General features: G+C 54.5%; 22 protein-coding genes. 10 read left to right on the forward strand and 12 right to left on the reverse strand.

Going from position 1 to position 25,861, the window contains the following annotated elements:
• Nucleotides 1-350: 350 nt before the first annotated feature.
• Nucleotides 351-530, reverse strand: a complete 180-nt coding sequence (locus CH92_RS21260) for a hypothetical protein (protein ID WP_025243781.1) — start codon at nt 528-530, stop codon at nt 351-353.
• A 73-nt stretch (nt 531-603) separates the two neighbouring features.
• Between CH92_RS21260 and CH92_RS21265 the strand changes: the two genes are divergently transcribed.
• The 3 genes from CH92_RS21265 (at nt 604) to CH92_RS21275 (ending at nt 4,488) form a co-directional block, all read left to right on the forward strand.
• On the forward strand, nt 604-2,376 hold the full coding sequence (locus CH92_RS21265; protein WP_144381064.1) for a hypothetical protein: 1,773 nt from the start codon (nt 604-606) through the stop codon (nt 2,374-2,376).
• A 414-nt stretch (nt 2,377-2,790) separates the two neighbouring features.
• Nucleotides 2,791-3,420, forward strand: coding sequence for a hypothetical protein (locus tag CH92_RS21270; RefSeq protein ID WP_025243783.1), 630 nt, complete (start codon nt 2,791-2,793; stop codon nt 3,418-3,420).
• A gap of 405 nt (nt 3,421-3,825) precedes the next feature.
• Nucleotides 3,826-4,488, forward strand: coding sequence for a hypothetical protein (locus CH92_RS21275; protein WP_200869632.1), 663 nt, complete (start codon nt 3,826-3,828; stop codon nt 4,486-4,488).
• A gap of 517 nt (nt 4,489-5,005) precedes the next feature.
• Here the strand turns inward: CH92_RS21275 and CH92_RS21990 are convergent.
• Nucleotides 5,006-6,145, reverse strand: a complete 1,140-nt coding sequence (locus CH92_RS21990) for a hypothetical protein (protein WP_144381066.1) — start codon at nt 6,143-6,145, stop codon at nt 5,006-5,008.
• Between the two features lie 286 nt (nt 6,146-6,431).
• Here CH92_RS21990 and CH92_RS21285 point away from each other — a divergent pair, with 286 nt between their 5' ends.
• From CH92_RS21285 to CH92_RS22075, 5 genes are all read left to right on the forward strand, one after another.
• On the forward strand, nt 6,432-7,589 hold the full coding sequence (locus CH92_RS21285; RefSeq protein ID WP_025243786.1) for an IS30 family transposase: 1,158 nt from the start codon (nt 6,432-6,434) through the stop codon (nt 7,587-7,589).
• Between the two features lie 249 nt (nt 7,590-7,838).
• Nucleotides 7,839-7,994 carry a hypothetical protein gene (locus tag CH92_RS22510; RefSeq protein WP_158491128.1) on the forward strand — a complete coding sequence of 52 codons (156 nt, stop codon included), beginning with the start codon at nt 7,839-7,841 and terminating at the stop codon, nt 7,992-7,994.
• Between the two features lie 16 nt (nt 7,995-8,010).
• Entirely contained in the window at nt 8,011-8,487 is a 477-nt protein-coding gene (locus CH92_RS21290) for a hypothetical protein (RefSeq protein WP_025243787.1), read from the forward strand.
• Nucleotides 8,484-9,521, forward strand: coding sequence for a serine/threonine-protein kinase (locus CH92_RS21295; protein WP_025243788.1), 1,038 nt, complete (start codon nt 8,484-8,486; stop codon nt 9,519-9,521). Before CH92_RS21290 ends, CH92_RS21295 begins: the two co-directional genes overlap by 4 nt.
• Before the next feature lie 386 nt (nt 9,522-9,907).
• On the forward strand, nt 9,908-10,054 hold the full coding sequence (locus tag CH92_RS22075) for a hypothetical protein (RefSeq protein WP_158491129.1): 147 nt from the start codon (nt 9,908-9,910) through the stop codon (nt 10,052-10,054).
• A 99-nt stretch (nt 10,055-10,153) separates the two neighbouring features.
• Here the strand turns inward: CH92_RS22075 and CH92_RS21300 are convergent, their stop codons facing one another.
• From CH92_RS21300 to CH92_RS21310, 3 genes are all read right to left on the reverse strand, one after another.
• Nucleotides 10,154-10,621 carry a GNAT family N-acetyltransferase gene (locus tag CH92_RS21300; RefSeq protein ID WP_025243789.1) on the reverse strand — a complete coding sequence of 156 codons (468 nt, stop codon included), beginning with the start codon at nt 10,619-10,621 and terminating at the stop codon, nt 10,154-10,156.
• A gap of 522 nt (nt 10,622-11,143) precedes the next feature.
• Nucleotides 11,144-11,572 (reverse strand): hypothetical protein, encoded by a 429-nt coding sequence (locus CH92_RS21305; protein ID WP_025243790.1) that lies wholly within the window; start codon nt 11,570-11,572, stop codon nt 11,144-11,146.
• Nucleotides 11,569-13,422, reverse strand: coding sequence for a DEAD/DEAH box helicase (locus tag CH92_RS21310; RefSeq protein WP_025243791.1), 1,854 nt, complete (start codon nt 13,420-13,422; stop codon nt 11,569-11,571). The genes CH92_RS21305 and CH92_RS21310 overlap by 4 nt, the downstream gene beginning before the upstream one ends.
• Before the next feature lie 508 nt (nt 13,423-13,930).
• Between CH92_RS21310 and CH92_RS21315 the strand changes: the two genes are divergently transcribed.
• A complete protein-coding gene (locus CH92_RS21315) occupies nt 13,931-15,112 on the forward strand; it encodes an ATP-binding protein (protein ID WP_025243792.1) in 1,182 nt (393 codons plus the stop codon).
• A gap of 236 nt (nt 15,113-15,348) precedes the next feature.
• A complete protein-coding gene (locus CH92_RS21320; RefSeq protein WP_025243793.1) occupies nt 15,349-15,594 on the forward strand; it encodes a hypothetical protein in 246 nt (81 codons plus the stop codon).
• 404 nt (nt 15,595-15,998) lie between these two features.
• On the opposite strand, the gene CH92_RS21995 is transcribed toward CH92_RS21320, so the two are convergent.
• From CH92_RS21995 to CH92_RS21355, 7 genes are all read right to left on the reverse strand, one after another.
• Nucleotides 15,999-16,949, reverse strand: coding sequence for a hypothetical protein (locus CH92_RS21995; RefSeq protein WP_144381068.1), 951 nt, complete (start codon nt 16,947-16,949; stop codon nt 15,999-16,001).
• A 63-nt stretch (nt 16,950-17,012) separates the two neighbouring features.
• Nucleotides 17,013-18,509, reverse strand: a complete 1,497-nt coding sequence (locus tag CH92_RS21330; protein ID WP_025243795.1) for a TnsD family Tn7-like transposition protein — start codon at nt 18,507-18,509, stop codon at nt 17,013-17,015.
• A gap of 1 nt (nt 18,510) precedes the next feature.
• Nucleotides 18,511-20,124 carry an ATP-binding protein gene (locus CH92_RS21335; RefSeq protein ID WP_025243796.1) on the reverse strand — a complete coding sequence of 538 codons (1,614 nt, stop codon included), beginning with the start codon at nt 20,122-20,124 and terminating at the stop codon, nt 18,511-18,513.
• Nucleotides 20,117-22,204 (reverse strand): Mu transposase C-terminal domain-containing protein, encoded by a 2,088-nt coding sequence (locus CH92_RS21340; RefSeq protein ID WP_025243797.1) that lies wholly within the window; start codon nt 22,202-22,204, stop codon nt 20,117-20,119. The genes CH92_RS21335 and CH92_RS21340 overlap by 8 nt, the downstream gene beginning before the upstream one ends.
• Nucleotides 22,191-23,018: a heteromeric transposase endonuclease subunit TnsA gene (locus CH92_RS21345; RefSeq protein ID WP_025243798.1), complete on the reverse strand. Its 828-nt coding sequence runs from the start codon at nt 23,016-23,018 to the stop codon at nt 22,191-22,193. Before CH92_RS21345 ends, CH92_RS21340 begins: the two co-directional genes overlap by 14 nt.
• A 145-nt stretch (nt 23,019-23,163) precedes the next feature.
• Nucleotides 23,164-25,014, reverse strand: a complete 1,851-nt coding sequence (gene glmS, locus CH92_RS21350; protein ID WP_025243799.1) for a glutamine--fructose-6-phosphate transaminase (isomerizing) — start codon at nt 25,012-25,014, stop codon at nt 23,164-23,166.
• Between the two features lie 2 nt (nt 25,015-25,016).
• Nucleotides 25,017-25,799, reverse strand: a complete 783-nt coding sequence (locus tag CH92_RS21355) for a DeoR/GlpR family DNA-binding transcription regulator (RefSeq protein WP_025243800.1) — start codon at nt 25,797-25,799, stop codon at nt 25,017-25,019.
• Nucleotides 25,800-25,861: the final 62 nt, after the last annotated feature.

Here is a 25,861-nt window from a genome sequence, read left to right on the forward strand (position 1 = left end):
GGGATGAAAATAAAGTTTCATCCAATCCAAATATAAACCATCTATCTACATGTCCGCAAAAAGACCATATAAATCAACTAGATAAGATACTATTGAAGAAATCAGGCTAGGGTTTGTATCCAATTAGAAAATAGCAGACGCGGTTAAAGTATCATCCAATTTCCTATCAGGGCGCCCCACCCAGGCCAAAGCTGTGAAAATAAAGTTTCATCCAATTGCCGGGCGCCTAGCGGGGTGGGATTGTGGAGAGGCTGCGTTACCCAGCCCCAGCGAACTGATGGTGAGCAGAACTACGTAGCGGACTAGCTAGCGCACACCAACTTCACGATATCGGCCTGATCGCATTGTGCTTAGAGCAGATGAAGCTCACCAACTGCTGGCCCCTGCTGGCAAGGTTGTAGGGTTATTGCGCCGAACTTTGAAAGGGCATGCTCCAGCACGATTTTAGATTTGGGCACAAAAATGCGCCCAACCGGAGCCACCAAGCCCAACCATCTGTTTGCAGCTGCTCCGATGGTTTCCTTACTCATCCCCCATCATCCTTATGGCTAGCCTCGATCTTCAGGTCAGAGCCCAAGGTTGCCTAACGCTGAACAGATACTTATGAGCAGTGCACTTCTAGAAATTCCAAAAAACACAAAATTCCTATCTGACATGGGCAAGCACCTCGTCGAGCTTGAGCGGAAACTTCAGCAGCACGGTTTCTTTCAAGATGCCCAATCCGCAGCATTGCTGCCCGCCCGGGAGAGCAGCACATTCTTCACTCAATGCATTCAGGCAATGGAGACAGAGTTTGAGGCGGACCTGAATGCGTACTCAACTATGCGGTGGATATATTACCTACGGCGCATACCCAACGTGTTTTTTGATGGAAGATTGTCTTCTACCGGTGCTAACACTCGCGTTCTGGCCGAAGTCTATGCAAATCGTAGTCAAGCGGCAGAGCCCGCTGCCTTCGGACCTAGCGGCTTTGTCTTTCCCACCGACGGGGGCACGCTAGAACACATTGCTCGCCTAATGGCATTCACCGTGATCGTCTCCGACTTGCAGCTCGGCTTTCGATTGGCGAGCAAGGGATTCGATTACCGCTTTGGCAATGACGGCCGTAAAGCACTCAGAGGCCGTCTTTTGGCAGGTGCCGTGTTCGCCCCTTTAACCAATGTTCCCTCACCTCTCCCACGACCGGTACTCAACCCGACGCTGGCGGCAGCATTAAGGCTTTATGATCAGCGCCATAACTATATGGCAGATACATTCCTTAGTATCGCAATGGGCCAAGTCGGGTTAGCTCGCGGGCTTGCGGACGTCGACGCCGAGAGAATGGTGGATATTTCTCGCGCATTCTGGGGGCTGCACGAAGATCGAAAGTTCTCGCCCCAAGAGCTTCTCAAAGGGCATCCCAACGCGGCGATCTATGAGGATGATGTGAAGGTTCTGATTAGGTTCGGCCCTGCAGACCTCGACCTTACGCGGTTGTTCGAGCTCTATCGTCTGCCTGCAATGGCGGGCAACGCAATTGACTCCAATTCGTCGCTTTGCCTGATCTCAGTGATGCTCGGGGGGCACTTACTCAAAACACGACGCTTCTCATGTCTTCGGGTCATGGAAGTCGGCTACTTCATCGTTGATCCCAGTGAGTGGGCTGAGGCCGGTGAAAAAGAGTACGCCAACGTTTGTGACGAAATCAGGCTGCACCTTCCGCAGTTCCAAGCGCCCAATGATTTCGCGGCGTTTAGCCGCAGCTGCCTGGCGTTCAAAGGTGAGGTCTGGCCCCTTGCTCATGGAGCCCCAGTGAAAATTACCGGCGACTACGTTTGCATCGACATGTGGGCCGCCTCTATGGGTTTTCTGGCTTGGCTCCAGTTCCCAAGGATTCAAGGACATGTCGCTAATGCGCGAGCGATTAAGTTTGAGGACCTGGTCCAGGACGTCATTGACCAAAGCCGCTGGGCCGACCGGTCCTCCCGGGCGCTGCGCCAGAAAACACTGAATCTTAATGGGCGAGCCTTGACCGATATCGACGCAATCGGCGCCTACAATGGCACAATTCTTTTGGTCTCTTGCAAGAGCATCCCGTACACGCGCGAGTATGACCAGGGCGCCCACAACGCCATTCGCAATGCAGCTTCAACCGTGGATAGAGGCGTTGACTACTGGTCAGGTATCGTCGATCAGCTTAACGCTCAGAGGGTCGGCGACAACTTCGACCTGTCGGGCTTCACACAAATTGTAGGTGTGGTCTGTACCCCTTTCGTGGTCTACACGAGCCATTCCAGGTCAGTCGAGAGGTCTATCGGAAGATTGCGATGGTCGAGCTCTCTGGATGAGCTACTCGAATTTCTGACAACGTGTGCTGATTCTGATGCACAGGAATAGGTCTCGGTCCGCCGAAGATGGCTAGTCACATCACGTTGCTACGAGACCCCACTACACCAGCTAGCCAAGCACCGGGCAGTTGATTCCGTTGTTCCAAGACTAACGGCTGCAGGTAGCGACGATGTTTATGGCAACTCCTCCACGGGTGGGAGGACAAGGATGGCTAGCGAGAGCAGGGGACGCTAATCGGCCAAGACGGGGCACCTCACCGCATGAAACCGGCAATGGACGCAGCCTATTTTTAGAATCTTGCGGGGACATTTGGTAACCGAGTAGCCTAGCTACAGGCACGTTCGGTAGGTGCCCGCCGTCCACTCTGGCGAAGCAATAGCACTATCGTGATTTCACCCGTTTCATACCAACCCTGTATGGGTTCTCGTAGTGGACACCAGGCCCAGCCCTTGGAGGCTGACCATGCAACACACCCCGACTTTTGCTGACGTCCAGAACGTCAAGCGTCACGCCAAGCATCTCAAGCAAATTCATCCTGAACTGCCTTATAGCAAGCGGCTCGATCGCGCTGCGGCTGACCTTCTCGGTCTCCGAAACTATCACGAGCTGAGCAGCCGGTTTCAGGCTGTAATTGATCAGTATCTGGATTCACCTACTGGCCCTAATGCCGTCGCGCATTGCCTCTACTGTGACTTTCGGTTCGCTGCGGATCTTAAAGAGGATCAGCAACAGCACCGCCAGATTCATGAGCGGGTTATGGAGGTCCACGAGATTACGGGCTACCGCCCAGGCACTTACGTGGAGCGGGAAGCCTTGAAAAAGGATGGTAATGCCAAGGCGCGCAGTGCCGTTCCTCTGGAAGAGCGTATTAAGGGGGGAATCTTGGTGCTGCGCGGATGGTTCGACCGCTCATATCGCAGCGCTATCGATGAGGGGCAGTGGCGTAAGCACCCATCTTTCGATGAATACGTGGCCATGATGATCCCGTACCTTGAGGATCCACTTCCTGATTTGGCGCCATCTTTGGCTGAGCGCTACGGGCGCACGCCTGGCGTGATCGCTCATGGGCAGACCAACTGGCCATTGCTGTAGCAGGCAACCAGAGCCCGGCTTCGGCCAGGCTCTTTCGTCCTAGTGATGAAAGCGATTGGGGCTTCTGCCGCGAAAAAGTTGTGGGTTGTTCCGCGTCAGCAAGCCCCTCTTCCCAGACCCTACACCCTATCAGCACGGTGAGGACATTGAGTACGGCGAGGACGATCAGCACGACGAGCACCGAAATCTAAAAATTAGACTATGAAAATCAAGCGTTTATAAGCTTCCCGTGTGCGATATCGCGCAATTCGTCTATATCAACTAGCCTCATATCACGTATTTGGATGCTCTGTATCGTTCATTCGCATGCATAAAAATGCGCGATATGTGCGCGTAATGACGGTTTGTCATCGTCCATGGATGCTTGGACACTGAGCTCAACCGAAATCGGATAAGGGCTTCAAAATGGCCAACGCAAAACAGTCTGCAAAACGTCGCTTAACGATGGCAGAACGCGCCCAGCAATTGATGCTGGTTCACTTCCCCGACGTGCCCGAGGCGTGCAAATGGTCGCGTAAAACTCACGACGGCTTCAGCACGATTCCTCGGACCCTGCCCATTGCCATGCAGATCATCGACGCTCAGTCGAAGGGACAGCCTGCCGGCCACGTACTGTTCTGTCTATGGGTGCGCATGCCCGATCATCCTGTCATTACGATCGAGAATCCCAGCACTTTGGCTGCTGAAGCGGGATTCCTCGGTGAGCGGGCCGTGGATACCTGGCGTCGCCGGATGAAGACGCTTCGGGATCTGCAATTCATCATTACCAAGCCAGGGGCATCTGGCGAATTTCACTATGTGATGCTCACCAATCCTAACGCTGCGGTTGAGTGGATGCGCCAAAGCAACAAGGTCCAGGATGGCCTGTATGGCCGCTTCATCGAGCGACTGCCAGAGATTGGTGCCTATGGCGATATCGAGGCAATCCGCGCTCATTGGGTTGCGCTCCAGGAGGCAGCGAAAGCGGCTGAAGCCGCCAAGCAGGCGTCGAGTGCCCCTGTGCCTCCGCCGCCATCCGCTCCATCCGCCAAACCAAAACGAGCCGGGAGGGCCAAGGCAAATGCATAGGAGGGTCTGGGGCATCGGGTGCCAGCCCACCCACCTTGATGCCCACAAAATGAAAGCCCTGAACCCGCTGAGGGTCGAGTCTTGATTGGTCGGGGTGGTGGTGGCGCAACGCTAGAGTGAAGTCTCGCTGACAGGAGGCTGTATGCGAATCGCGAAGAGAAGGGTCACGGGCATTGAGTGCGAGTCCACCCACCTCAATGCCCACAAAATGAAAGCCCTGACCAGCTGAGGGTCGAGTCTTGACTGGCCAGGGCTGTGGTGGCGCAACGTTGGGGTGCTAGACCCCGAAGGAGTCTAGCACCCCTTTCTTTATGGCAGGGGGTAGGCAGTTAGGGCACTGCGAGCTGGCTCTGCCTCTGACCGACAGTGGACAGCCTGCCAAGTCGGCTATCGGCCAAAAGCAGTCACCCGCCTCAGGCTGCTTTTGGTCGATTGAGGACATTAACATTGGAGTTCAGTGCAGAAAGTTATGCTTTGATGGTCCGCTGATACTGTTTATATGCAACGACGGAGTGAGTTAAGTCATTGCATAAGCGCGGAACCAATCGATGTCTTGGACTGATACTCGGTAGGAGGTTTTAGCCTTAATAACTTCATCTACTGGCTTATGATGAATGATCCATGGGAATGAAGGACATGTAACTCTGGCGCTAACCTCAACACTAAGCTGGAAAGAACCAGTGCGGTCGCCAGCATTGATAGTGAAGGGAATATACCTTGTTTGCCCTGGCCGCAGTTCGAAACTGCTCAGCGCGCAGTGTTGAGAATGAAATGAAATTGCGCTTGCAGTGCTAAAACTTGCAGATACGTCATTTATTACCCACCGCTTGGCGGCCACCCCTTCAATGCCTGGCCAGTATAGTGCAACTCTCCCTGATATATCGCGACCTGGATAAACTGCTTGAGATAGGTGCTCAAAATAGATGCCGAGTTGGTCTGCCATTTCTATATCGTCTTTCGAGCAGTTGACCAGTGGAGTTACGTCCCTCAGTTCAGCATAGGGGATAAGTCTATTAGCCCCACCGCGATGTCCACCAAATGCCTTGGCACTCCAAGGATCGTGAACAATAAATCCCTCGGAGTTGTAGCCAATAAAGACTATGGCATGACCGGTCACATCCAGATACTGCGCAATCTCATCATCCATCGGGTAAAGATCAGTAGTGAAATGAATCCTGCCAATAAGTGGTGCGCTCCTGGCGACCAATAAGCGCTTGAATATATAAAAATCGTGATTCGCGATATAAATAGTTTGTGGATATCCGCGAATAAAATCAGTGGCTGCGATACCGTCCCCAATTTTAGGTGCTATGTGTATTGCTGGCGAATAATGAGATGGAAGGAGTCCTGTTCGCCTCACTAACATATCACTAAGGAGAACTTCAAAGCTCTCGTGCTTTATCCCTCTAAAATCCCTAGCGCCCAAGTCGTTCATAATCTCATCCTGAGTCGGGCAAGGTACATTGTGAAAAGCGGAAACCATCTGAGCGCAAGCAGCACCGCTGTAATGCCGATGTTCTTGATTGATAAATTGGACGTCAAGTTTAAAAGATTCCGGCAAGGTCAAATTCTCTTCCCATAAAGGAAGAAAAGTCCTAAGACGGTTTCGGATCTCGCCGTCAGGCGAAATGGTAAGATCTGGACGAACTTGCATCATTCCACTCTCTCCTTAAGGGGCCGAGTGGCCCCTCCTTGACTAAGTCAACGACGCACAAAAGCGTAGCTTTTGGGTGTCAGCTGTTTCCTCCTGCTGTGATTGATAGCCTTCCCTGCTCTTGCGCGACTCTCTGTTTTGCTTAAGTTTCAGAGATACGGGAGGGAAGACCACGCGGCTCTTGGCTGCGTTAAGGAGTGTAGCTGCGCGTCCAAGGTCTGCTATTGGCTGTGGACTCAACCGGTGAACGCAACACACTGAACCCTGCGTAAGCAGGAGGGTGTTGCAGATGAAGCAAAGACCTCGGATCTACTACACCGAAAGCCAGAAGGCGTTGATGTGGGATCGCTGGAAGGCAGGTGATTCACTCCAGAAGATCGCGCAGCTGTTCGATCGAAACCATTCTTCGATCCAGCGAATTCTTGCCGAGACAGGAGGCATCCGCCCAGCCGCGCGACGACGCTCCAGGTTGTCGCTAACGCTGGTTGAGCGCGAAGAGATCTCACGTGCACTTGCAGTTGGCCAGTCGATTCGGCAAATCGCACTACGCTTGGAGCGCGCCCCATCCACCGTCAGTCGCGAGATTAGCCGTAACGGTGGTCGTCGGTCTTACCGCGCCAATGAAGCCGAACAAGCGGCATGGGATAGGGCTCATCGCCCAAAGCTGTGCAAGCTTGCTCAGTGTCCGAAGTTGGCGCAGCTTGTTGCGGAGAAGCTTCAGATTCAGTGGTCGCCCGAGCAGATCGCTGGATGGTTGAAGCGAACATACCCGGACGCGGCCAGTCAGGTGTCACACGAGACCATCTACCGGAGCCTCTTCATCCAGGCCCGTGGCGCATTGAAGAAGGAATTACTGGAGCATCTGCGCCGCAGCCGGGCCATGCGCCGCTCACGCCATCACACCCAGAAAACCGACAACCATGGCCGCATCAGCGATACGATTTCCATCAGCGAACGGCCAGCCTGCGTGGAGGATCGTGCGGTACCAGGGCACTGGGAAGGGGATCTGTTGTGCGGCAGCAAGAACAGCCAGATTGCCACGCTGGTAGAGCGCCACAGCCGCTACGTGATGCTGGTAAAGGTGGGTGGAAAAGATACCGAGACAGTGGTGAACGCGCTGATCCAAAATGCCCGGCGACTGCCTCAGGAGCTATACCGATCACTGACCTGGGATCGCGGCAAGGAGATGGCCGCACACAAGCGCTTTACCCTGGCGACGGACATCCAGGTCTATTTCTGCGATCCGCAAAATCCCTGGCAGCGAGGGACGAATGAAAATACCAACGGCCTGCTACGGCAGTACTTCCCGAAGGGAATGGATCTCTCGCTCTACTCGCAGGATGAGCTGGATGTAGTCGCTCGGCAGTTGAACGAGCGCCCCAGAAAGACTCTGGGATACTCGACCCCTGCCGAGTGCTTTAACCACGCTGTTGCGTCGACCGGTTGAGTCCACAGCCGATAGCCGCCAGTCTTGATCGACCGCTCCCGGCCAAAAGCGGACTGATCAGCCGTGACAAAGCCGACCATCTTTTATGCTTTGAGGATCCATAGGGAATCGAGGCCCCGTCTCAAGCGAGTTCAAGGGGGACTCAGGCATTGTCGAGGTAATAGTCCAGAACCTGAAATTCATTTTCCTTCCATTGCCTCAATCTGATTTGTCACCGCGATCAGCGCTCCTTGAAGTAGGCGTCCTGACATGCATGAACTCAAGGAAATCGAGGCTCAGCTCAACGAAACACCGGATAAGCAGATTTCCCTGACCGATTCTGCTGCCTGCTCAATGAAAAAGCGTTCCTGTGAACTCGACGCCTCGCTAAGGACTCGGTTACCGTTATTGGCTTTCAACCGGTGATACAGGATGTAACGGAATGGGATCGCGTTGCGTGGGGTTTGTTGTTGCAGGTGAGGACGTCATTATCATCGATACCGAGATCCCGGACGACGCTGATGAGCCCATCACGATCGTTATGGACGCGACCTGGAAACTTGCCAAAGGTGATCGCGGCGCAGCCTACGCCACGATGTTTCAACGTTGTGGTGACTACCTGCGAGAGAACAAGATTGCGAAGGCCGTGATCAAGGCAAGTGCACTCCCACAGAGCGCCGCGAAGCTTGGCCTCCTCGAAAGCGCAGAGCTGCGAGGTGTGATCATCGCCGCCTGCGCTTCGGTATGCGAGACGAAGGTACTGAAGAAGGCCCAGATCAGTCGTACATTCGGCAATCGTAAGGTTGATGAGTACGTCAAGGACGACGGTTTCTGGGATGCGAATGTGGAGGGCGGCAAGCTAAGGAAAGGCAGCCGCGAAGCCGCGATGCAGGTGATTGCCGCGAGGAGCCGTAAGTGACTGTAGTACTTCCGAAGCTCGTCATCGGCGCGAAACTAGGCAATGGGCATTTCGGTGAAGTGTTCCAGGGTGACGACAATGTCCACGGCCGGGTGGCGGTAAAGGTCCTTTCCCGCAAGCCCACCCACACCGATGCAGATTGGCAGATGCACAAACGCGGCTTCTTAGCCGAAGCACAGTTCCTTTCAAAAGCCACGCACCGAAATGTGGTGCAGGTTTACCACATCAGTGAGGAAGGCGATTCCATCCGCTTTGTCATGGCGCACTGCGCAGGCGGATCGCTGATGAGCGCCTACGAAAGAGGGCCCATGACGCTGTCCTCCGTCCGCAAAGCCGCAACCGAAGTCTTGCTTGGGCTGAGCGCGTTGCACGCTCGCGGGATGCTGCATCGTGACATCAAGCCTGGAAACATCTTGATCGACCACACCGGCGTCGCGTTGCTTGGCGACTTTGGCCTTGTGACCGACGATCTCTTGCTCGGGTATGCAGATCAGGCAGGCTACCTTGATCACGTCGCATTCGAGGTTTGGCATGGCTCAGGTACTAGCGCCAAAACGGACATTTGGGCGTTGGGCATGACGCTCTACCGGTTGCTGCATGGCAAACAATGGTATGACTCAGAAGTCGGCCGTCCCAGGGATACCGTCAGGGCCGGAGCCTTTGCCGATCGACTTAAGTGGCTCCCTCATGTGCCGGCGGCTTGGCGACGGGCCATACGCAAGATGCTGTGCGATGAGCCGGCTGCTCGGTTCCAGACAGCCAACGAGGCCCTGGATGCAATCGGACGACTGCCAATTACCCCAGAGTGGACGGTTACTGACGTGTCAGCGCAACGCGTACGCTGGGAGCGTCAAGTAGGTAGGCGCCTGGTCGTCGTAAAGTGGGATCGCGTCTCACTGAGACAACATGACTGGCAGGCGTGGAGCCAGCCTTTGGATGCTGGCAGGAAAAAGACCCTAGGCGGATCGGGTGGCGTCGTTGGCGGGAAACAAGCCGTGAAGGAGATGGAGGCATTCTTCGCTAAGTGCAAGTGAGCCCAAGATCAACCACCTCCCAGGGAGCGGGGCTGTAGGTATCCATCCATACCATCATCAGCCGTGATGGGCATTAGCTGGAAATGCGCACGCGCGATGTCGCGACGCGCCTCGGCACATTGCGGACAAAAGGCGTTGCGCGCGTTGACACCTTCCGGCGGCGCCCAGAAGGATCCGCAATACCCACACCGAGGCATCGTCAAGGTCAAGTTCACTCGTCGCTTGTTCATGTACTGCCTCCGTCGCCCCGGTCCCTTATCCGCCCCTCACCTGTTCCAGCCACCAGCGCCTCGCGATGATTCGCTCGTCTAGCAGGTTGCCCACAGATATCAACTAGAGCTGAACCAGTGCAGGGACGCCGCGTAGATGAGAGAGAAGGCTCTTCCATGAATACTGTATATATGACCAGCTGGATTTTCCAGCACATCGCGCCTGACACCTCCAACTTCAGCCTGACGCAGATGGGGTCGTACCGGTCAGAAGTGGTCATTCACGTTGGAGCTCAGGGGCGCGAAGTCGGCTTGCCGGCGTAGCGTCCCTCTGAAGCGAATGGTTAGCGATTGACGGTATCTCCAATTGAAGGAATTGGTTCGCTACCCAACAATTCAACCCGGAATTCAAAACCGAAGCGGTTAGCTATCGAATGCCCAAGGATAATGCGTCTGTGCTACTTGGCCAGGAGCCAAGAAATAGCAGTTCGTCTCAATAACCACAGCTCGTTCGGCGTAGATCTCGACGACTCTTTCCCAGAACCCTTGCGAGTCTCCATGTATGTCAACAATGACCTGTTGTACGCCATAGGCATTGAACAGATGGTCTAGCGCCATCTGAGCAGCGGCCAAGCCAATCCCGGCGGACCGAGCTTTAGGGTGCACATACAACTTATGAAGCTCTGACATCTCCTCTCCGAGCAGCAATGTCGCAATTGCTACCAGTGATTCTCCCGAGTAGAAGTGCAAAGGCTCGTTGTTGTAGGACGAGTAGTACCCGGCCTCCATGAAAGGAGCTGTTTTGCCGTCTTTAAGCAGCGCTTCGGACGTCTGATATGCATCTGCATGCTCAGAACGTGGAAATACCTTCATCCTAATTCTCTGAATCATGACAGCTCCTTCCGTAGTGTGAGTATGCCTCTGAATTCGCAGACTCTTTTGAACGTCTGCTTCCGGCCGAGGCTGTGTAAAAACGTTTTCGAGTGCGACAGGTACTCAAACCGAACTGAAAATCGCGCATCTGGGCGAAATCCGCATCTGCTGACGTGCCGATAAATTACAGATTTCACGTAGACGCGCACACTTCAGTTTTGACGAAGCGTTTTTACACACTCTGGGCCAGAAGCTGATACTGGTATGCGGCAGCCTGAAGTGGGAGTGGGCTGGATCAGCAGCAGCTAATCGAATTGGTGGTCGGCATCCACGCGTTTCTGAGGGGCGCGCTCAGCAAGACAAGGTAAGAGGGCTAGCCTCAACAAGGCCAATGCGATTTTGAAGGAAGGACACTTTTTGAGGTCATGCCTCATGGATGACCTCATTTCCCTGTATGAGACGTATCAGCGCGTTAAGCAGTTTCACTGCGGCGAGATCCTCGCTAGCTGAAGGTCAGCCGCAGTGAGGTAAAGGTCATGGTTAGGCTACCAACTGCAGACGAGGAGCGAGTGCCAGGTAGTCATGGGGGATCGTTGAAAGGATCTCAGCGACCTTGTCCTGCGGCAGCCGCTCACCAAGCAGAGCTTCAAGTCTGCCCAGCCGCTCTTGGACAGCGCGGGCACGATCCCACTGAGTGCTGAACCGCTTGGCCGCGACTTTTTGCTCAACAAGCACCAAATGACGGCTGAGGTCGTAGGTATAGCGCATGGTGACCTTGCTCGACGAGCCGTCATCATCCGTCTCTTGAAAGGTCATGTCGAACACAAGACCCTGCGAAGTTTTTCGTGCCGAGGTCTCGACGTAGTCGTCTTCGAAGAGATTGTCGATGAGTTCACTGGGCTGAACACCACGGGTTACGTGGAGAGTCGAGAGCTCATCAACAAGGATTTTGATGGATTCTAGACTCATTTCAGCATGCTCCTCAGTTCACCCATAATTACCTCCACGTGCTCAATCGACTTGGTCAGTGAGCTATTGTCGCGGTCCGCAACCCTACCGAACTTCTTAGCCAGCTTGGCGTTGATAAAGCTCACTAGTATACCGTCGTTCGGCATATCGGGTTTCGCCATCGGCAGGTGATTCTTGAATATCTGATAAAGAGTAGAAGCTTTTTCGTCTATCTTCAGATCGCTAAGCAAGGTGGCGACTTCGTCTTGGGCCTTCTTCGTCAGGATCCCACGGAGCTGCTTGCGAGCGATCTCTGGACGTTTGGCCACGAGGTTCGGGTCGATAGTCTGTGCAGCAATCCTCGTCTCGGCGTCGAGGAAGAAGCTCTTGAGCCGGTCCAACGTTTCAGCGTCATAGCGTTCTACCCCCGGAACAGCCTGAACCTTTTGTGCTGCGAGGGACTGAACCTCGGCCCTTTTCTGGGAAAAAATCTTGTTGAAGTCTAGATCCCCAAGATACGAGTCCTGATCGCTCACAAATGCGTCGGATGCCGATACACCTGCAAGGCCATGATCTTTCCTAGTGTAATCCTCGTCTGTGATGGTGTATTCACGGCTGCGCTGGTGTTTGGCAGCATCCACCTCGGTCTGAAAGGCGGTCCACATGTCGTCCAGGCCCGTCTCTTCGTGATAGATCACAACGGCATTGTTATCGATCTCGAAAGCCGTGACCTCGTCAGCTGGTATAGCTCGCAGGACCCGTCCCACGATCTGTGCGAAGGCGTTGTTGCTGCGGTAGGGCCGGAACAGTGCGAGAACCGTGAGATACCGGTGGTCGTAACCTTCCATCAGCATGTTCACGGAGATGACTACATCGCACTCATGGTTATCAATCGCGCGGAACGCGGAGTCGATTTCCGACTGTTCCATCTCACTATGAACGACCGATGAGGTCAGGTTCTTGGATTGGTACCAAGTGCGCAGGTCCTCGGCATGGCTGATGCTGCAACCGACGGCAAGGATTTTGTGAGGTACGTTTGGCGAGGAGTTCCTGAGTTCTTCCAGCCTCAAAACGCTTTGGTCTATGACGTCCAACGAGCACTCTTTCGATAGGGCCACACTGCGTTGCACCCACTCGCGATCCTTGATTTCAAGGACTTGTTCCTTCGAGAAGCGCTCACTTGGCCGATCAGCAATCGTGAAGTAGAGCTCATGGGCATTGACCGTCTCTTTCCTCAGCCACTTCACATAGCGATCACGCATCACCTCTGACAGAGGCGTCTTGTGGATCAGCTTCCCTGGTACTTCTTGGTTATCACCGCGGAACGGTGTACCCGTCACGAAGATCTTCTTCGCGCTGGAGAAGTGGGCCAACGTCTTTTGCCAGCTGTTCGCCGGCGCGTGGTGCCCTTCATCGATGATGATGAGGTCGAAAAAATCAGATGGGACTCGCTTGGTCAGCGATTGGCCTCGATCGTTATGAATCTGCTGAATGTTTGAATAGACGAAGTGGGCCTGCTCCAGGCTGGACTGATGAGTATCTGAGTTGAATTCGCATGTGACCGGAAGATCTTCGGCACTAAAAATCACATCGAAATTTATCCAGAAATTATCTTCGAGCATATCCTGAGTCTTTCGGATGCTCTGCTTCGTTACCAAGCCTGGCGTGATGATCAGCACGCGCCCCTTTGCCAGACCGAACGGTACGATCGAGATCAACCCGCTTTTACCCGTACCTGTCGGCAGGACGATCAATGCGTCGTCGTTGGAGCTGGCAAAATGCTCCAAGGCTTTGCTGTAGGCCTCAATCTGGGGGATTCGCAGCCTGCTATTGCCAAAGATGTTGGCTGCCGTTTCGATGAAATAATTCATAGACAGTCGGGTTTCCTATCGGTGACGCGCGCGAAAGTCCCTACTCGCTGGGAAATACACGGCGGCGGGGAAGACAGAGTTGGATTTGTTCGAGTTGCAGCAGAGGTAGGCATTGAAATATCCATATTTACGCAAGTCATCACCGGGCATTCGTGATGGCTGAGCGTGTGTGCTGCGACTGATTGTAGCCCAGTGATATCACGCTTTGGGGCCTGACCTGGTCGAGAACTCGCTCTAAGGAGCCGAGCTATGAATATTTGTAGCCGACGGACAGCTCCCTCTCTGTCCCACATTTGGCAAGGCCATATTGAATCGCTCCCGGTAAGTAGGCGCGTTCAAGCCTCAAATCGAGCCATAGTAAACATCCGCTTCTTGCCGTTAGTGGCCTATCGTCGCAGGCCGGAACCGGCCGATTGCGGTCTGTCGATGAGTTTTCAACCATACTTAAATTAGGCAATCTATCCGCATACTACCGAGCGTTGTTAATCTTATAAATCAGATAAATCTTATGGATGTCATTCGCAACCCCTATTCCCCTGGCGCAGGCACCCGACCACCTGAGCTTGCTGGCCGTGACGAACTACTTGAGCGGGTGCGCGTTTCGATTGAGCGAATCCGCATTGGTCGGCCCGCTAGGAGCTTAATCATGGTCGGGTTGCGGGGAGTAGGCAAAACTGTGCTGCTAAACCAGATGCAGCGTGATGCCGAAGCAGCCGGTATTCACACCGTCTATATTGAAGCGTTTGAGCATCGCTCTCTTCCAGCGATACTCGCTCCACAGCTACGCGTTGCCTTGATACGGCTGAGCCGTATTGAAGCAGCTGAGGACGCAGCCATAACCGGCCTGCGGGCCCTGGCCGGATTTGCAAGCGCTTTGAACGTGAAGTTTGGAGACATTAAGGTCGGTGTTGACTACGAACCTGAAACTGGTTTGGCGGACAATAGTGACTTGGAGGACGGCCTTGCTGCGTTGTTAGTCCAGCTCGGTAAAGTGGCGAAAGCAGCTGGAACCTGCTTGGTTATTTTCGTGGATGAACTGCAATACGTTGCGGAAGAACAGCTTGCAGCGCTGATCAATGCGCTACATCGCACCTCTCAACTGGCATTACCAGTTACTCTAATCGGCGCGGGTCTCCCTCAACTTCGAGGCCGTGCTGGGAGTGCAAAGCCCTATGCGAAACGCTTTTTTGACTATCCCGTGGTCGGCCCATTGGAGCCGTCCGAGGCGCGTCTGGCTTTAGTGAAACCAGCACAGGACGAAGGTGTGACTGTAGATCCGGAAGTCGCAGACGAGGTCTTTCAGATTACGCTCGGTTACCCTTACTTCGTTCAGGTGTGGGGAAGCAGCGCCTGGGGGGTTGCAAGCAATGACCATATAACGCTGAATGATATTCAGCGTGCTTCGGCGCACGCTATCGCGTCGCTGGACGAGAGCTTTTTCCGGGTGCGATTCGACCGAATGAACGTTGCGGAAAAAGTCTACCTGCGCGCCATGGCTTCGCTCGGAGAAGGCCCACATCGCTCAAGCGACATTGCTACGCGTTTGGACCGAACAAGCCAGTCTCTCGGACCGATTCGTAGTTCGCTGATTGGCAAAGGCATGATATGGAGTCCGAACCACGGCGACACAGCCTTTACCGTGCCTATGTTCGATCAATATATGCGTAGGATTATGCCCGGTGACGACTAGAGGCTAGCTCCCCGCCACTAGCTCCGCCTGAGATGGACATAGGGTCGAGTCCAAAGCCGATTCGGCCATTTGTGAGGGAAGAAAGCAGCCAAAAGCGCTCATACCCGAGAGAAACGCCGGAGACGTTTGCGTGTTAGCGATAACGATTCAGTGCGCTCGATCGCACAACGCTTCTCTTGAGAGCTACCGCAGCACTAGCAGAATTTTGAGCATCAGACGCCGTCGGAGGCTAAACCATGACAGGGCGCAGCGTTGAAGAAATTGATCCTTTGGAGGGCTTGATTGCCAAGCTCGCAGGCGACGCTACTCATGCTGCGTACCAGGCCGCGGTAGCGGCAGGCCACACGCTGGTAATGGCGAAGGACGGCTTTCTCGTTCGAATTGATCCGGACGGCGCAGAGACGCCGCTTAGCGTTCTGCGCGCGAAGCATAAGATGGAGATCGGAAACGTATTCCACGTGACATCGCCATCTCGCCGCTAGGACAAAAGTCGATGGTAAGGAAGATGCGTGTCCAAGGGTTTAGGTCCACTTGGTCCGACGTGTGCGTCTTCCTTGTCAATACATCGCTGCTGTAGCGGGTGGCGCCCAATGTCCGCTGTCTCCCCGTCACCTAAGTGCAACCTACTGGTCGTTGTAAATGACGTCAGCGGTCAGCGCAGATACAACTCGCTGTCGGGTGGGTGCAATTACGGACAAGGCTCATAGGCGCGAAGATTCTAACCCCAACCACCGTCCTGCTTAGAAATGGTACTTTTCGAATAACCTCTTAAACGCTTCATCCGATTCTTCCATGATATCTAGGATGGCCGCAGGGTTTGTTTGAGATCCGTGCCGCCTTGTGCCAGGACTCGCCCCTTTCGACTAAAATGATGAAAGCAATAATTTTAGCGTTCGGAGGAGTACGATACTGAGGTATTTACCTCACCTATGAAAGCGATGCTATCCGTTGAAGTATTTAGAAGCCCGTAGCCATTTGATGCCTTACTACACAAAGGACCAGGACCTTCCAAATCAGGATGGATAAAAATTATCTCCTTATCGTATTTAACAGGGACTTCAATCTTAACTACTTCCCACACCAATAAGTGCTTTTTATCTTCAGAGAGGCTCCCCATCACTGTCATATTAGAGCCAGATAAGGAAGCTGGCGGAGTGAAGTTAAAATCCCAGACATAACCTTCATCTGGCACAAGAGTCTTTTCCTTGTTCATACTCAGCCAGATCGAAAAAAACGAATCACGAACATCCTTTTTTGTCAGTAACCAGCCTAGCCGCCTCCTGTAATATTCCTGATCAAAAGCCCAACTTAAGATTCCTACATCTGGAAGTGCGCGTATTTCAATCGCATCTTCGCGCTCAAACAAACAAAAATTGAAGTCAAGCGCTCCAGGACTAAAAGCAGATCGTATTAGTGATCTTTCAAAAAAGAACATTTGTCCCGCAAGTTCAAGCTTGGGGAGCCAAACGGTCACCTCCTCAAAAGCCAGGCAGAAACACCTCTGCTTCGAGAAATCACTACTGCTTAAGATGAGGCCAGGAGCAGCCGGACAATCGGAAATCTGACCCTCGAGTATTTCTCCTATGGGCGGAAATGGGAAAGCCCCAACTACTCCGTGAGAATTGTACGCAACGTCAACTTTTGGACGCCTAAATATCCCGCCCATATCCCTAAGAGAGGAAACACAAAGGAAATCTTCATAAACTCGGTGCTGTGGACCCTGTATAAGAGCTGAATATCCCCAACCATTAAAAAACCTAGAGCTGCTGCGAAATCGTCCGAAAGCAAAAACAGAAGTCCATGTCGGCAAATCCGCATAACCTAAAGCACTTCGCACCGCAACACCGAATCCTTAAAAAGAAAAAATCAATATATCCATAACAATGAGCACATAATAGCTTTAGCTTAAAATAACCATTTGTATAAATTTGTTGGCTAGAGGTGAGATTTTTCTACCCTCCAGCCCACAACGTCTCTTCAACTCCCATCCCTTCGAAGCATTCCCCATTCGTAAATCGTCCAAAATTGCTCTTGTAATACGGCGAATCTGATATTCATCTACAGACTCGGCATATCTTTCGAGAAAGCGCCTGCATAGGGGGAGCTGCTTGAGATGGTGCTCAATAGAACTTCGATGGGGGAGCTGATGAATAAACCATGTACGGCTTTTACGTGGCAGACTTAGATGTTCTTCACTGATCTGACCAATTTTCAGCAATTGCCTTACTAATTTCCGATCGCGATCTTGCCAGTCCATATGACTATGATTGCCTAGTCGGTTACAGATGCGTTGGTTCGCAGCTGTAAGCCAGTTTTTGTCATGACGATAGAGCCAGGCGTAACGAGCACCTCCGTCATTTTGCCTGGCAGACTTTGCTCCGCCATAGCGTTCAATAGCTTGCAGCCAAAGAGCTCTGTTCCTTTCACGTTGGTTGTAGTCACTGGATAAATCTTGCCTGGGCCTTTCATCTGCCCCTTGAGTTTGGCAGGTAGTCGCTTCGAGTATCACCTCACCGACTTGCTGGTCCGGACGGAGGCTGATCCAAACAACCACATGTTGTAGTGCGCTGAAGGCCTTGCGGTGCTTGCGAAACATTGCCACTAACCAGGGCGGCGGTTCGCAGGATGCCAGCAGGCCATTTGCCGCAAGCCAATCCTTTCGGTGATGCTCCAACACCTTCTCCCAGATGACTTCCACTCTCACCTGACGCCCCCGCCCAGCCCCAGACTCTGTAGCGAGGCGCCGATACAGGTTGGTCCAATGCCCATAGCCGGGCGATTGCACCTGTTCGAGAGCTAGCAGTTGGGCGACGGCCTTGGCCAGCCTCAACGACTCCTCGCTTACGCGTTTCGTGCAAGCCCCATGAGGCAGAAACAGTGGAGAGGCTGGATGAAACTCATGCCGCTGCGTTCTGCGAAACGCAATGGGGGAATTCAGAAGGTGACAGCCATGCTCAAGGCAGGCATCGACCCCCAGGATCTGCCAGCTTCGTTTCCAGTAGGGCTCACCAAACCTGGCTGCCATATCTGAGAAGCAAGCGGGGCAGTAACGAAGCCATTCAGGCCATTTGACCAAAGCTGTTGAGGCACCTGCCAGACCGATGGTTGGCCGGCCGGATGACAACATCGCGTTGAAGAGGTCGATACGCCGCTGCTCTGGGATAAAGGGGGCATATAGCGGAAACAACGTGTGACGCATGATCACGTTCGCCGTATCCAACCCGGTAGTGTTTGCCAGAGAAACCAAGTGTGTCGGTAAGTCGGTTATAGCGGCAACATTGGTGTCACCGAATAGCATGTTCAGCAGTGTTTTATGACTACTTATACCCAGGTGTATCCGACACCGAGCTATGCCGCTGTACAGCAACTCGTCGGGATAGAGCCTGGGGAAGTACATCTCAAATGCCCTTCAACAAAGGCCTTAAATCGAGTATCAGGCCGGCTTGTTTGAATCTCTCATAGACCTCATTCTCAGGTCCGTCAGCATAACGCCGGCGTAGATCCTCCTGAGGTAAACAACTCCACTCCGTCCTCTTAACCCTTGTGATGTTTCGCTTTTTAGGAGGAGCCTCCTGCACTAGGTAAGCGGTGGCTTTGTGAATCAGTGCCGCCAGCGGGACATCCGGTTCTTCCACCAGCAGTTTTTCAGCCATGGGAATTGCAATGTCTCTCGGGATTTCCACCCCCTCGAGCAGGGCGGTCAGTCGCTTCGCCTTGTCATTGGCCGGAGGGGCTGGCGGTTTTGGTTTGGGCAGGGTGTCCAGCGAACGAGTTAGGGTCAGGAGCCGTCCCTCGATTTCTGGCATGAGCAGGTCATCATACTTTGCGATCAGTTCAGGCCTACCGCTGCGCAAGGCAACCAGCATCGGTTGGACCGGCTTGAACTCATCTTCGAAAACTTTTCGAAGCAGCATCGGCTTGATGCATTCGGCGCCTGTAACTATCGCTCGGATCTGCGCCAGAGCGAACAGCTTGATGACGATGTCCATGACCCCTTGAGTAAGATCGTACATGGTCGACTCCAGCTCGTCGTCCAGTGGCGTCGGATTTCGTAGCCACTGATACCTCCAGAGCCGCTTCAACAGGCGCTTCCAGTGCTCGTCCCGAGATAACCTATCCCAACGGATGCTGCCCAGCCCTGAGACTCGGCGAGCAGCCCGAAATGTGCGCTGGAAGAACTTGCTTGCCCGGTGGGTGCCAACCTGAATGATCGGAACGCCGATGGTGTTCACCAGTGACACAAAGAAATTGTGCATTTTCTCGGCACCACCCGAGCGTGCCTCATTGAGGTTCTGTACTTCGTCGATGATCAACACTCCGAGCGCGTGCAGGTTGGCCACTTGACACATTGCAGCCATCAAGCGCTTGGTTCCCAGCTTCTTGCGTCCGTGACTACGGCTATAGTGAGTACCCAGGACCTTGTCTACTTCGTTGAAGAAGCTCAGGCATAGCTCATCAAGATCACCATCAATAGGGCAGTCGACCTTCAGGTACACCAGTTGAGTGATGTTGTAGTCGGGGTGATGAATGGCCTGGGGGTACATACCCAAAATCCGCTCCAGCGTGCGCGTCTTGCCGCAACCGGAGCAGCCAAACAGCGACAGACTGCTGGCCGTGGAAGAAACGCTCTGGTACACAGCCGCATCTAGGTCTTCTTCCTCTACCCGACGATAACCATTCTGCAAGTGCGCATACCAAGCGCCACTGGCAGGATTGCGACCAATGTAGCCTTGGCGGACCATCAAGCTAATCTTGCTCTCCAGTTCCAGATGATGGCTCAGCGGCTGGAAAAACCCGTGCAATAGACGGGCGATAGCATGAGCCCTGAGCCGACCATCCAGAAACGCCTCTTGCGGCTCAAAATTGGGAAGCTGCTGCAACAGGCTAACCACCTCCTGCAAATCAGGAATTGGCGGCAGTGCGCAGATCAGCGGATTCTCCTGATACTCAGGTAACTGCTGTTTCTGATAGCGCGCTAGGGGGATGACTCCACGCTGAAGTTCTTCAGTCATCCTCTTCCTCATTGAATATCAGGTCGCTGAGGTCTGGAAAGGCATAGTCTTCCTGCTTTTCGCCCCGCAGATGAATTACGTTGGCTGGCACTTCCTGGCTTACCTTTCCTGGCCTGAATGCCGTTTTCTGCCGCTCCTGCCGCTTTTCCTGCTGCTTGTTACTGCGAATCTCGGTTCCCAGATCCTTTTTGCTCACGCCCGTTTTGACCGGACTGACGTTCTCTGCATCGGCGATGATTGACTCTATCTTTTCCAGAAGCTTGCCTCTCTCCACCAAGGCTTCAACCGCCGCATTGGCATCACTACGCCGCTCCTCTCGGGCCAGAAGCCAGAGATCCCAGAAGGTCATCCCCGTGAAACGTCGACTGCGATCGGCAATATCGCAAACCCAGTAGTCCTTGAGGCTATTAGATGGCCGCAGGTAGATATGGTCGGCGCTACGTGGATCATATGCGACCGTTACCCGTGCAGGTCGGCGTCCTTGACCTCGGTGAAACCAACCCTCCTTGACTGCTTCCTGGCAGGTGTAGAAGCAACCAAAAAGCCTAATTCCCAACTCCGAAACCGTGGCCGACTCGTGGGGCAAGAGATTGATTCGCACCAAATCCTCAGGCGCGGTCCGCAACCGGCCTGTAAGGTTGGCCAAACCCCAGTTCCAAAGCATGACCGAGATGGCTGGCAGCCCTTGCGGCATTCCCGCAGCCCTGTCGTATTTGCTCAACGTGTGGAAGTTGTTGTGGTAGAGGGTGGAGGCGATGATTAGCTTTGTGAACTCTGGCAAGGTTAGCTTGGCATCAAGCCTGTAGTCGTATCCCCCCCGCTTCCGGCTGGTGGTAGCTTGGACCACGCCGCTGGCATAAGGCTTGAAGCGCTCCTGCACCGTCCGGAAATAGCGCTCGACGATACCCTTGGCGTCCCCTCGTCTAGCCGACGCGTTCTCGATGCGAACACCGAAGGCTTGGGAAAATGCTTCCACCTTGGTGCCGTTTAGTTCGCCCTTGTCGGCCAGTACCACCTCTGGCAAACCCTTGACCGGCCAATCGCTAGCATCGATATCCACACCGTACTGGCGGCAATACTCGACCTTGTCAGTAACCGTGTTGGCCAAAGCCACCATTGCACTGACCCAGGAAGGTCCCTCGAAGCCGACGTACATGCCGACAACCATGCGGCTGAAGACGTCGATCACTATGTACACGATAGGCCTACCGACGATGAGACTGCGATCCTGCTCTGATACCAGGTAGATGTCCGCTACGGTGGCGTCGAATTGATAGCGGTGCCCAGGACCTGAAACTTCGGCTGTCGACGTACCTGTGACCGGGCGTACATCCTTGGCGAAATCAACCGCGGACATCCTGCTTGGTAACGTTTCCGTGAAGTGGTATTCGCGCTTGTAGAAGTAGCGGAACTGCTCCAGAGTTGGTAGCTCAGTGGCGGGCCGTTTCGGTAGAACTGCCTGGAGCAGATTCAACCCAGATGCGTAAGCGTCGGGAATAGAGACATTATTTTGATTGAGTAAACGCTCATCGATAACCCGGCGGAAAATTCGCTCCATGTCCGGTGTGACATTGCACCCCCGCCCCTCTCTCACTACCCTCGGTCTACCCCTCTTTACCTGACTCGGATTTCGTCGCATACCACGCGCGCCCGAATTGACGTAATCAGGCAATAGAGCGTTTCTGCACATACCCCGCTGCCAATAGCGCCTCAACAGCCTGTATACCGTCTGCTTGGTAATGCCATGGCGCTCCATAACTCCTATCAGGATTTGCCCTCTTGACCTGCGAATGAACAGGCCAGGGTCTTGAGCAACATCCGCAAGCATTTCCCAAGCGCCATCACGCTTCCGCTGATCAAGAGAGCCTTCCTCAACCTCCCGCAGAACTGCCTCCTCGAATGGGTCGGTGATACGCACTAGCTCCCCATCCAAGAGCAGACGCTCCAGCTCAAAAACCTTTATCGGTTCTGGAAAAGCCGTGTCCGAGTCGATGTCGATCCAAACGGCCAGAGCGGCATCCGACCAGAGCAAGCGCTTGCGGAGCTCCCCCATCCTAAAAACCTGGTTAACAGGCAGCACTGCTCAGCTCCTGCATCTCGTAGTGAGGATTGACTGCAAGGTCTTTCGCATCGAGTTCCCGGTAAGGTTTACCGATGTCGAACAGGAAACAGTGCCTGGCCAGCAATTGGCGAAGCCAATAAAGCGCATGGCCAAGCTCCAGTTCGCCAGACATATCCAGCGCTTGAGCAATGGCCGTCAGCCTCCGATCAGGGTCACGCCGGAATTCATAGATGAACAGTTGCCGGAAGTGCTCAAGTTCATCTAACGAAATATCGTCTTCTAATTGGGCAGAGTACAGCCATTGAATATTGGCAATTGCCTCCCTTGGTACCTCTCGCTCCGTGACGATGACCCAAGGAATTCCTTTATCGAGCCAGTAACGCCTTTCTAGCTCAAGCCTCCCGATGATTTCAGGCTTTTGCAGGTCGACGCTGTACTTCGCCTGAATCGCGACTGTTGGACGCTGTTGGTCATCGAAATCCACAAGGAAGTCACTGGTCAGCACCTGTGGAGTGCCTTGGTAGCGCCCATGGCCAAGACCAAATTCCTCGGCGATTCGAACAGTGTCCACGACCATCATCGGGAATTGCTCTCGGATATCGGTGACTCGGGGAGACCAGTCCAGAGCCAGGAAAACTGCCAACTCAAGATCAGAGAGGAGATGGTGCAGACGGCGCGTCTTACTGCCGAGCAGGCGATGGGATCGCCCCAGCGACGACACGTCCCGAGTATAGATGAATGGCTTGTAGCTAGGTCCTTGGCCTTGACCACGGCCTTCCTTGAACCTTTTGTCAATCTGAGACTGAGTCAGACCTTTAAATGTACCCGCCATGAGCAAAGGGCATCCGCATTGTTGATGCTCTCAACATAGCGGATCCCGGCATTTGGATGAAACTTTATTTTAATGGATGAAACTTTATTTTCATGGATGATACTTTATTTTCACCCCACAGGAGGTTCCGCTCCGTACGAAAGGGTTACTCCACGGTGACCGACTTGGCCAGGTTGCGAGGCTGATCGACATCGGTGCCGCGCAGGACCGCGACGTAGTACGACAACAGCTGCAACGGCAGGGTGTAGAGGATCGGCGCCAGCACGTCATGGATGTGCGGCATGCTGACGATGAAAGTGCCCTCGCCGTTTTCGATGCCCGCTTCCCGGTCGGCAAAAACGATCAGCTCGCCGCCACGGGCGCGCACTTCTTGCAGGTTGGATTTTAGCTTTTCTAGCAGCTCGTTATTCGGCGCCACGGTCACGACCGGCATGTCCGCATCGACCAGCGCCAGCGGGCCGTGCTTGAGCTCGCCGGCCGGATAGGCCTCGGCATGGATGTAGGAAATTTCTTTGAGCTTGAGCGCGCCCTCCATCGCCACCGGGTATTGCGCGCCGCGCCCGAGGAATAGCGTGTGGTGTTTTTCGGCGAAGTGCTCGGAGATCTTTTCCACGGTGGTGTCCATCGCCAGCGCCTCACCCAGGCGGGTCGGCAGGCGGCGCAGCTCGTCGACCAGCTCCGCTTCCAAGGCCGGCGCCAGCGTACCGCGCACCTGCCCCAATGACAGGGTCAGCAGCAACAGGCCAACCAGCTGGGTGGTGAAGGCCTTGGTCGAAGCTACACCAATTTCCGGGCCGGCCTGAGTCAGCAGGGTGAGATCGGATTCGCGCACCAGCGAACTTATACCGACGTTGCAGATCGCCAAGCTGGCGAGATAGCGCCCCTCCTCGACCGTACGCGCCTTGGCATTGCGCAGTGCTGCGAGCGAATCGGCCGTCTCGCCGGATTGGGAAATGGTCACGAACAGCGTGTCAGGCTGCACCACCACTTTGCGGTAGCGAAACTCGCTGGCCACTTCAACCTGGCAGGGGATGCCGGCCAGCTCTTCCAGCCAGTAACGCGCGACCATCCCGGCATGGTAGCTAGTGCCACAGGCGACGATCTGCACGTTGCGCACCTTGGCGAACAGCTCGGCGGCCTGCGGGCCAAACGCCTGGACCAGCACCTGATGATCGCCCAGCCGGCCTTCGAGGGTGCGTTGCACGACCTTGGGCTGTTCGTGGATCTCCTTGAGCATGAAGTGACGGTATTCGCCCTTGTCTGCCGCTTCGGCGCCTTCGTGGTATTGCACGCTTTCGCGCTCAACGGGCTGACCCTCGACGTCCCATATCTGCACATTGTCGCGGCGGATCTCAGCGATATCGCCCTCTTCCAGGTACATGAAACGGTCGGTCACCTGACGCAGGGCGAGCTGGTCGGAGGCAAGGAAGTTCTCGCCCATGCCCAGTCCGATTACCAGCGGACTGCCGCTGCGGGCAGCCAGCAGGCGATCGGGTTGCTTGGCGCTGACCACGGCAAGCCCGTAGGCACCGTGCAGCTCCTTGACCGCCGCCTTGAGTGCGACAGTCAGATCGCCGAACTCGTCGAGCTTGTGGCGCAGCAAATGCACGATTACTTCGGTATCGGTATCGGAAACGAACACATAGCCCAACGCCCTTAATTGGTGGCGCAATGCTTCGTGGTTTTCGATGATGCCATTGTGCACCACCGCCAGGTCTTCACCGGAGAAATGCGGATGCGCGTTACGCTCACAGGGCGCGCCGTGAGTGGCCCAGCGGGTATGCGCAATACCCAGCCGACCGGTCAGTCCTTCCTGCTGTTGCGCCTGCTCGAGTTCGGCAACCTTGCCGGAGCGGCGCAGGCGATGCAGCTGACCATAGGCATCCAGCACGGCGACGCCGGCGCTGTCATAACCTCGATACTCGAGGCGCTTGAGGCCTTCGAGCAGAATTGCAGTGATGTTGCGTTCAGCCACGGCGCCAACGATGCCACACATGATCAGATCTCCTGAGAGGGTTCGATAGCCGCGCAGATCAGCTTGATGCCGCGGGCCTGAATGCTTGAACGCGCCTCGGCGGTGAGGCGTTCGTCCGTGATGAGGGTGTGGATGTCGCCCCAGGGCAACTCCAGATTGGGTATGCGTCGCCCGATCTTGTCGGATTCGGCGAGCACGGTGACTTCGCGAGCCACCTCCGCCATGACCCGCGACAGGCCCAGCAATTCATTGAAGGTGGTTGTGCCGCGCTGCAGATCGATGCCGTCCGCGCCGATGAACAACTGATCGAAATCGTAAGAGCGCAGCACCTGCTCCGCCACCTGCCCCTGGAACGACTCGGAATGCGGATCCCAGGTACCGCCGGTCATCAGTAGCGTGGGCTCGTGTTCCAGCTCACGCAAGGCGTTGGCAACGCCCAGCGAATTGGTCATGACCAGCAGGCCGTGCTTGTAGCCCAGCTCGGGGATCATCGCCGCGGTGGTGGTGCCGCTGTCGATGATGATGCGCGCATGCTCGCGGATGCAATTAACGGCAGCTCGTGCAATGGCCAGTTTCCAGGGCGAAACGGGTTGCGCACTGTCACCGATCAGTTCTTGCGGCAAGGGCACCGCGCCGCCGTAACGGCGCAGCAGCAAACCATTCTTCTCCAGCGCCGCGAGGTCCTTGCGGATGGTGACCTCGGACGTTTCGAAACGCCTGGACAGCTCGTCGACGCTCACCTCGCCTTGCTCGTTGAGCAAGGCGAGTATGGCGTGGCGTCGTTGCGGCGTGTTGCGTTTCGACATGCTTAAGTTTCGATTCGAAAGTATATTTCGCGAATCAAAACTTAATCTGTCGCCGCCGTCAA

The sequence above is a fragment of the Stutzerimonas stutzeri genome (assembly GCF_000590475.1).
Taxonomy (GTDB): Bacteria; Pseudomonadota; Gammaproteobacteria; order Pseudomonadales; family Pseudomonadaceae; genus Stutzerimonas; species Stutzerimonas stutzeri_D.

What these genes read in the sequence shown, in the direction of transcription:
- CH92_RS22510 (WP_158491128.1), top strand. Translation starts at nt 7,839, where the DNA reads ATGCATGAACTCAAGGAAATCGAGGCTCAGCTCAACGAAACACCGGAT.
- CH92_RS22075 (WP_158491129.1), top strand. Translation starts at nt 9,908, where the DNA reads ATGAATACTGTATATATGACCAGCTGGATTTTCCAGCACATCGCGCCT.
- glmS (WP_025243799.1), bottom strand. Translation starts at nt 25,014, where the DNA reads ATGTGTGGCATCGTTGGCGCCGTGGCTGAACGCAACATCACTGCAATT.
- CH92_RS21275 (WP_200869632.1), top strand. Translation starts at nt 3,826, where the DNA reads ATGGCCAACGCAAAACAGTCTGCAAAACGTCGCTTAACGATGGCAGAA.
- CH92_RS21345 (WP_025243798.1), bottom strand. Translation starts at nt 23,018, where the DNA reads ATGGCGGGTACATTTAAAGGTCTGACTCAGTCTCAGATTGACAAAAGG.
- CH92_RS21305 (WP_025243790.1), bottom strand. Translation starts at nt 11,572, where the DNA reads ATGAGTCTAGAATCCATCAAAATCCTTGTTGATGAGCTCTCGACTCTC.
- CH92_RS21285 (WP_025243786.1), top strand. Translation starts at nt 6,432, where the DNA reads ATGAAGCAAAGACCTCGGATCTACTACACCGAAAGCCAGAAGGCGTTG.
- CH92_RS21315 (WP_025243792.1), top strand. Translation starts at nt 13,931, where the DNA reads ATGGATGTCATTCGCAACCCCTATTCCCCTGGCGCAGGCACCCGACCA.
- CH92_RS21330 (WP_025243795.1), bottom strand. Translation starts at nt 18,509, where the DNA reads ATGTACTTCCCCAGGCTCTATCCCGACGAGTTGCTGTACAGCGGCATA.
- CH92_RS21990 (WP_144381066.1), bottom strand. Translation starts at nt 6,145, where the DNA reads ATGATGCAAGTTCGTCCAGATCTTACCATTTCGCCTGACGGCGAGATC.
- CH92_RS21320 (WP_025243793.1), top strand. Translation starts at nt 15,349, where the DNA reads ATGACAGGGCGCAGCGTTGAAGAAATTGATCCTTTGGAGGGCTTGATT.
- CH92_RS21265 (WP_144381064.1), top strand. Translation starts at nt 604, where the DNA reads ATGAGCAGTGCACTTCTAGAAATTCCAAAAAACACAAAATTCCTATCT.
- CH92_RS21310 (WP_025243791.1), bottom strand. Translation starts at nt 13,422, where the DNA reads ATGAATTATTTCATCGAAACGGCAGCCAACATCTTTGGCAATAGCAGG.
- CH92_RS21260 (WP_025243781.1), bottom strand. Translation starts at nt 530, where the DNA reads ATGAGTAAGGAAACCATCGGAGCAGCTGCAAACAGATGGTTGGGCTTG.
- CH92_RS21270 (WP_025243783.1), top strand. Translation starts at nt 2,791, where the DNA reads ATGCAACACACCCCGACTTTTGCTGACGTCCAGAACGTCAAGCGTCAC.
- CH92_RS21355 (WP_025243800.1), bottom strand. Translation starts at nt 25,799, where the DNA reads ATGTCGAAACGCAACACGCCGCAACGACGCCACGCCATACTCGCCTTG.
- CH92_RS21290 (WP_025243787.1), top strand. Translation starts at nt 8,011, where the DNA reads ATGGGATCGCGTTGCGTGGGGTTTGTTGTTGCAGGTGAGGACGTCATT.
- CH92_RS21335 (WP_025243796.1), bottom strand. Translation starts at nt 20,124, where the DNA reads ATGACTGAAGAACTTCAGCGTGGAGTCATCCCCCTAGCGCGCTATCAG.
- CH92_RS21300 (WP_025243789.1), bottom strand. Translation starts at nt 10,621, where the DNA reads ATGATTCAGAGAATTAGGATGAAGGTATTTCCACGTTCTGAGCATGCA.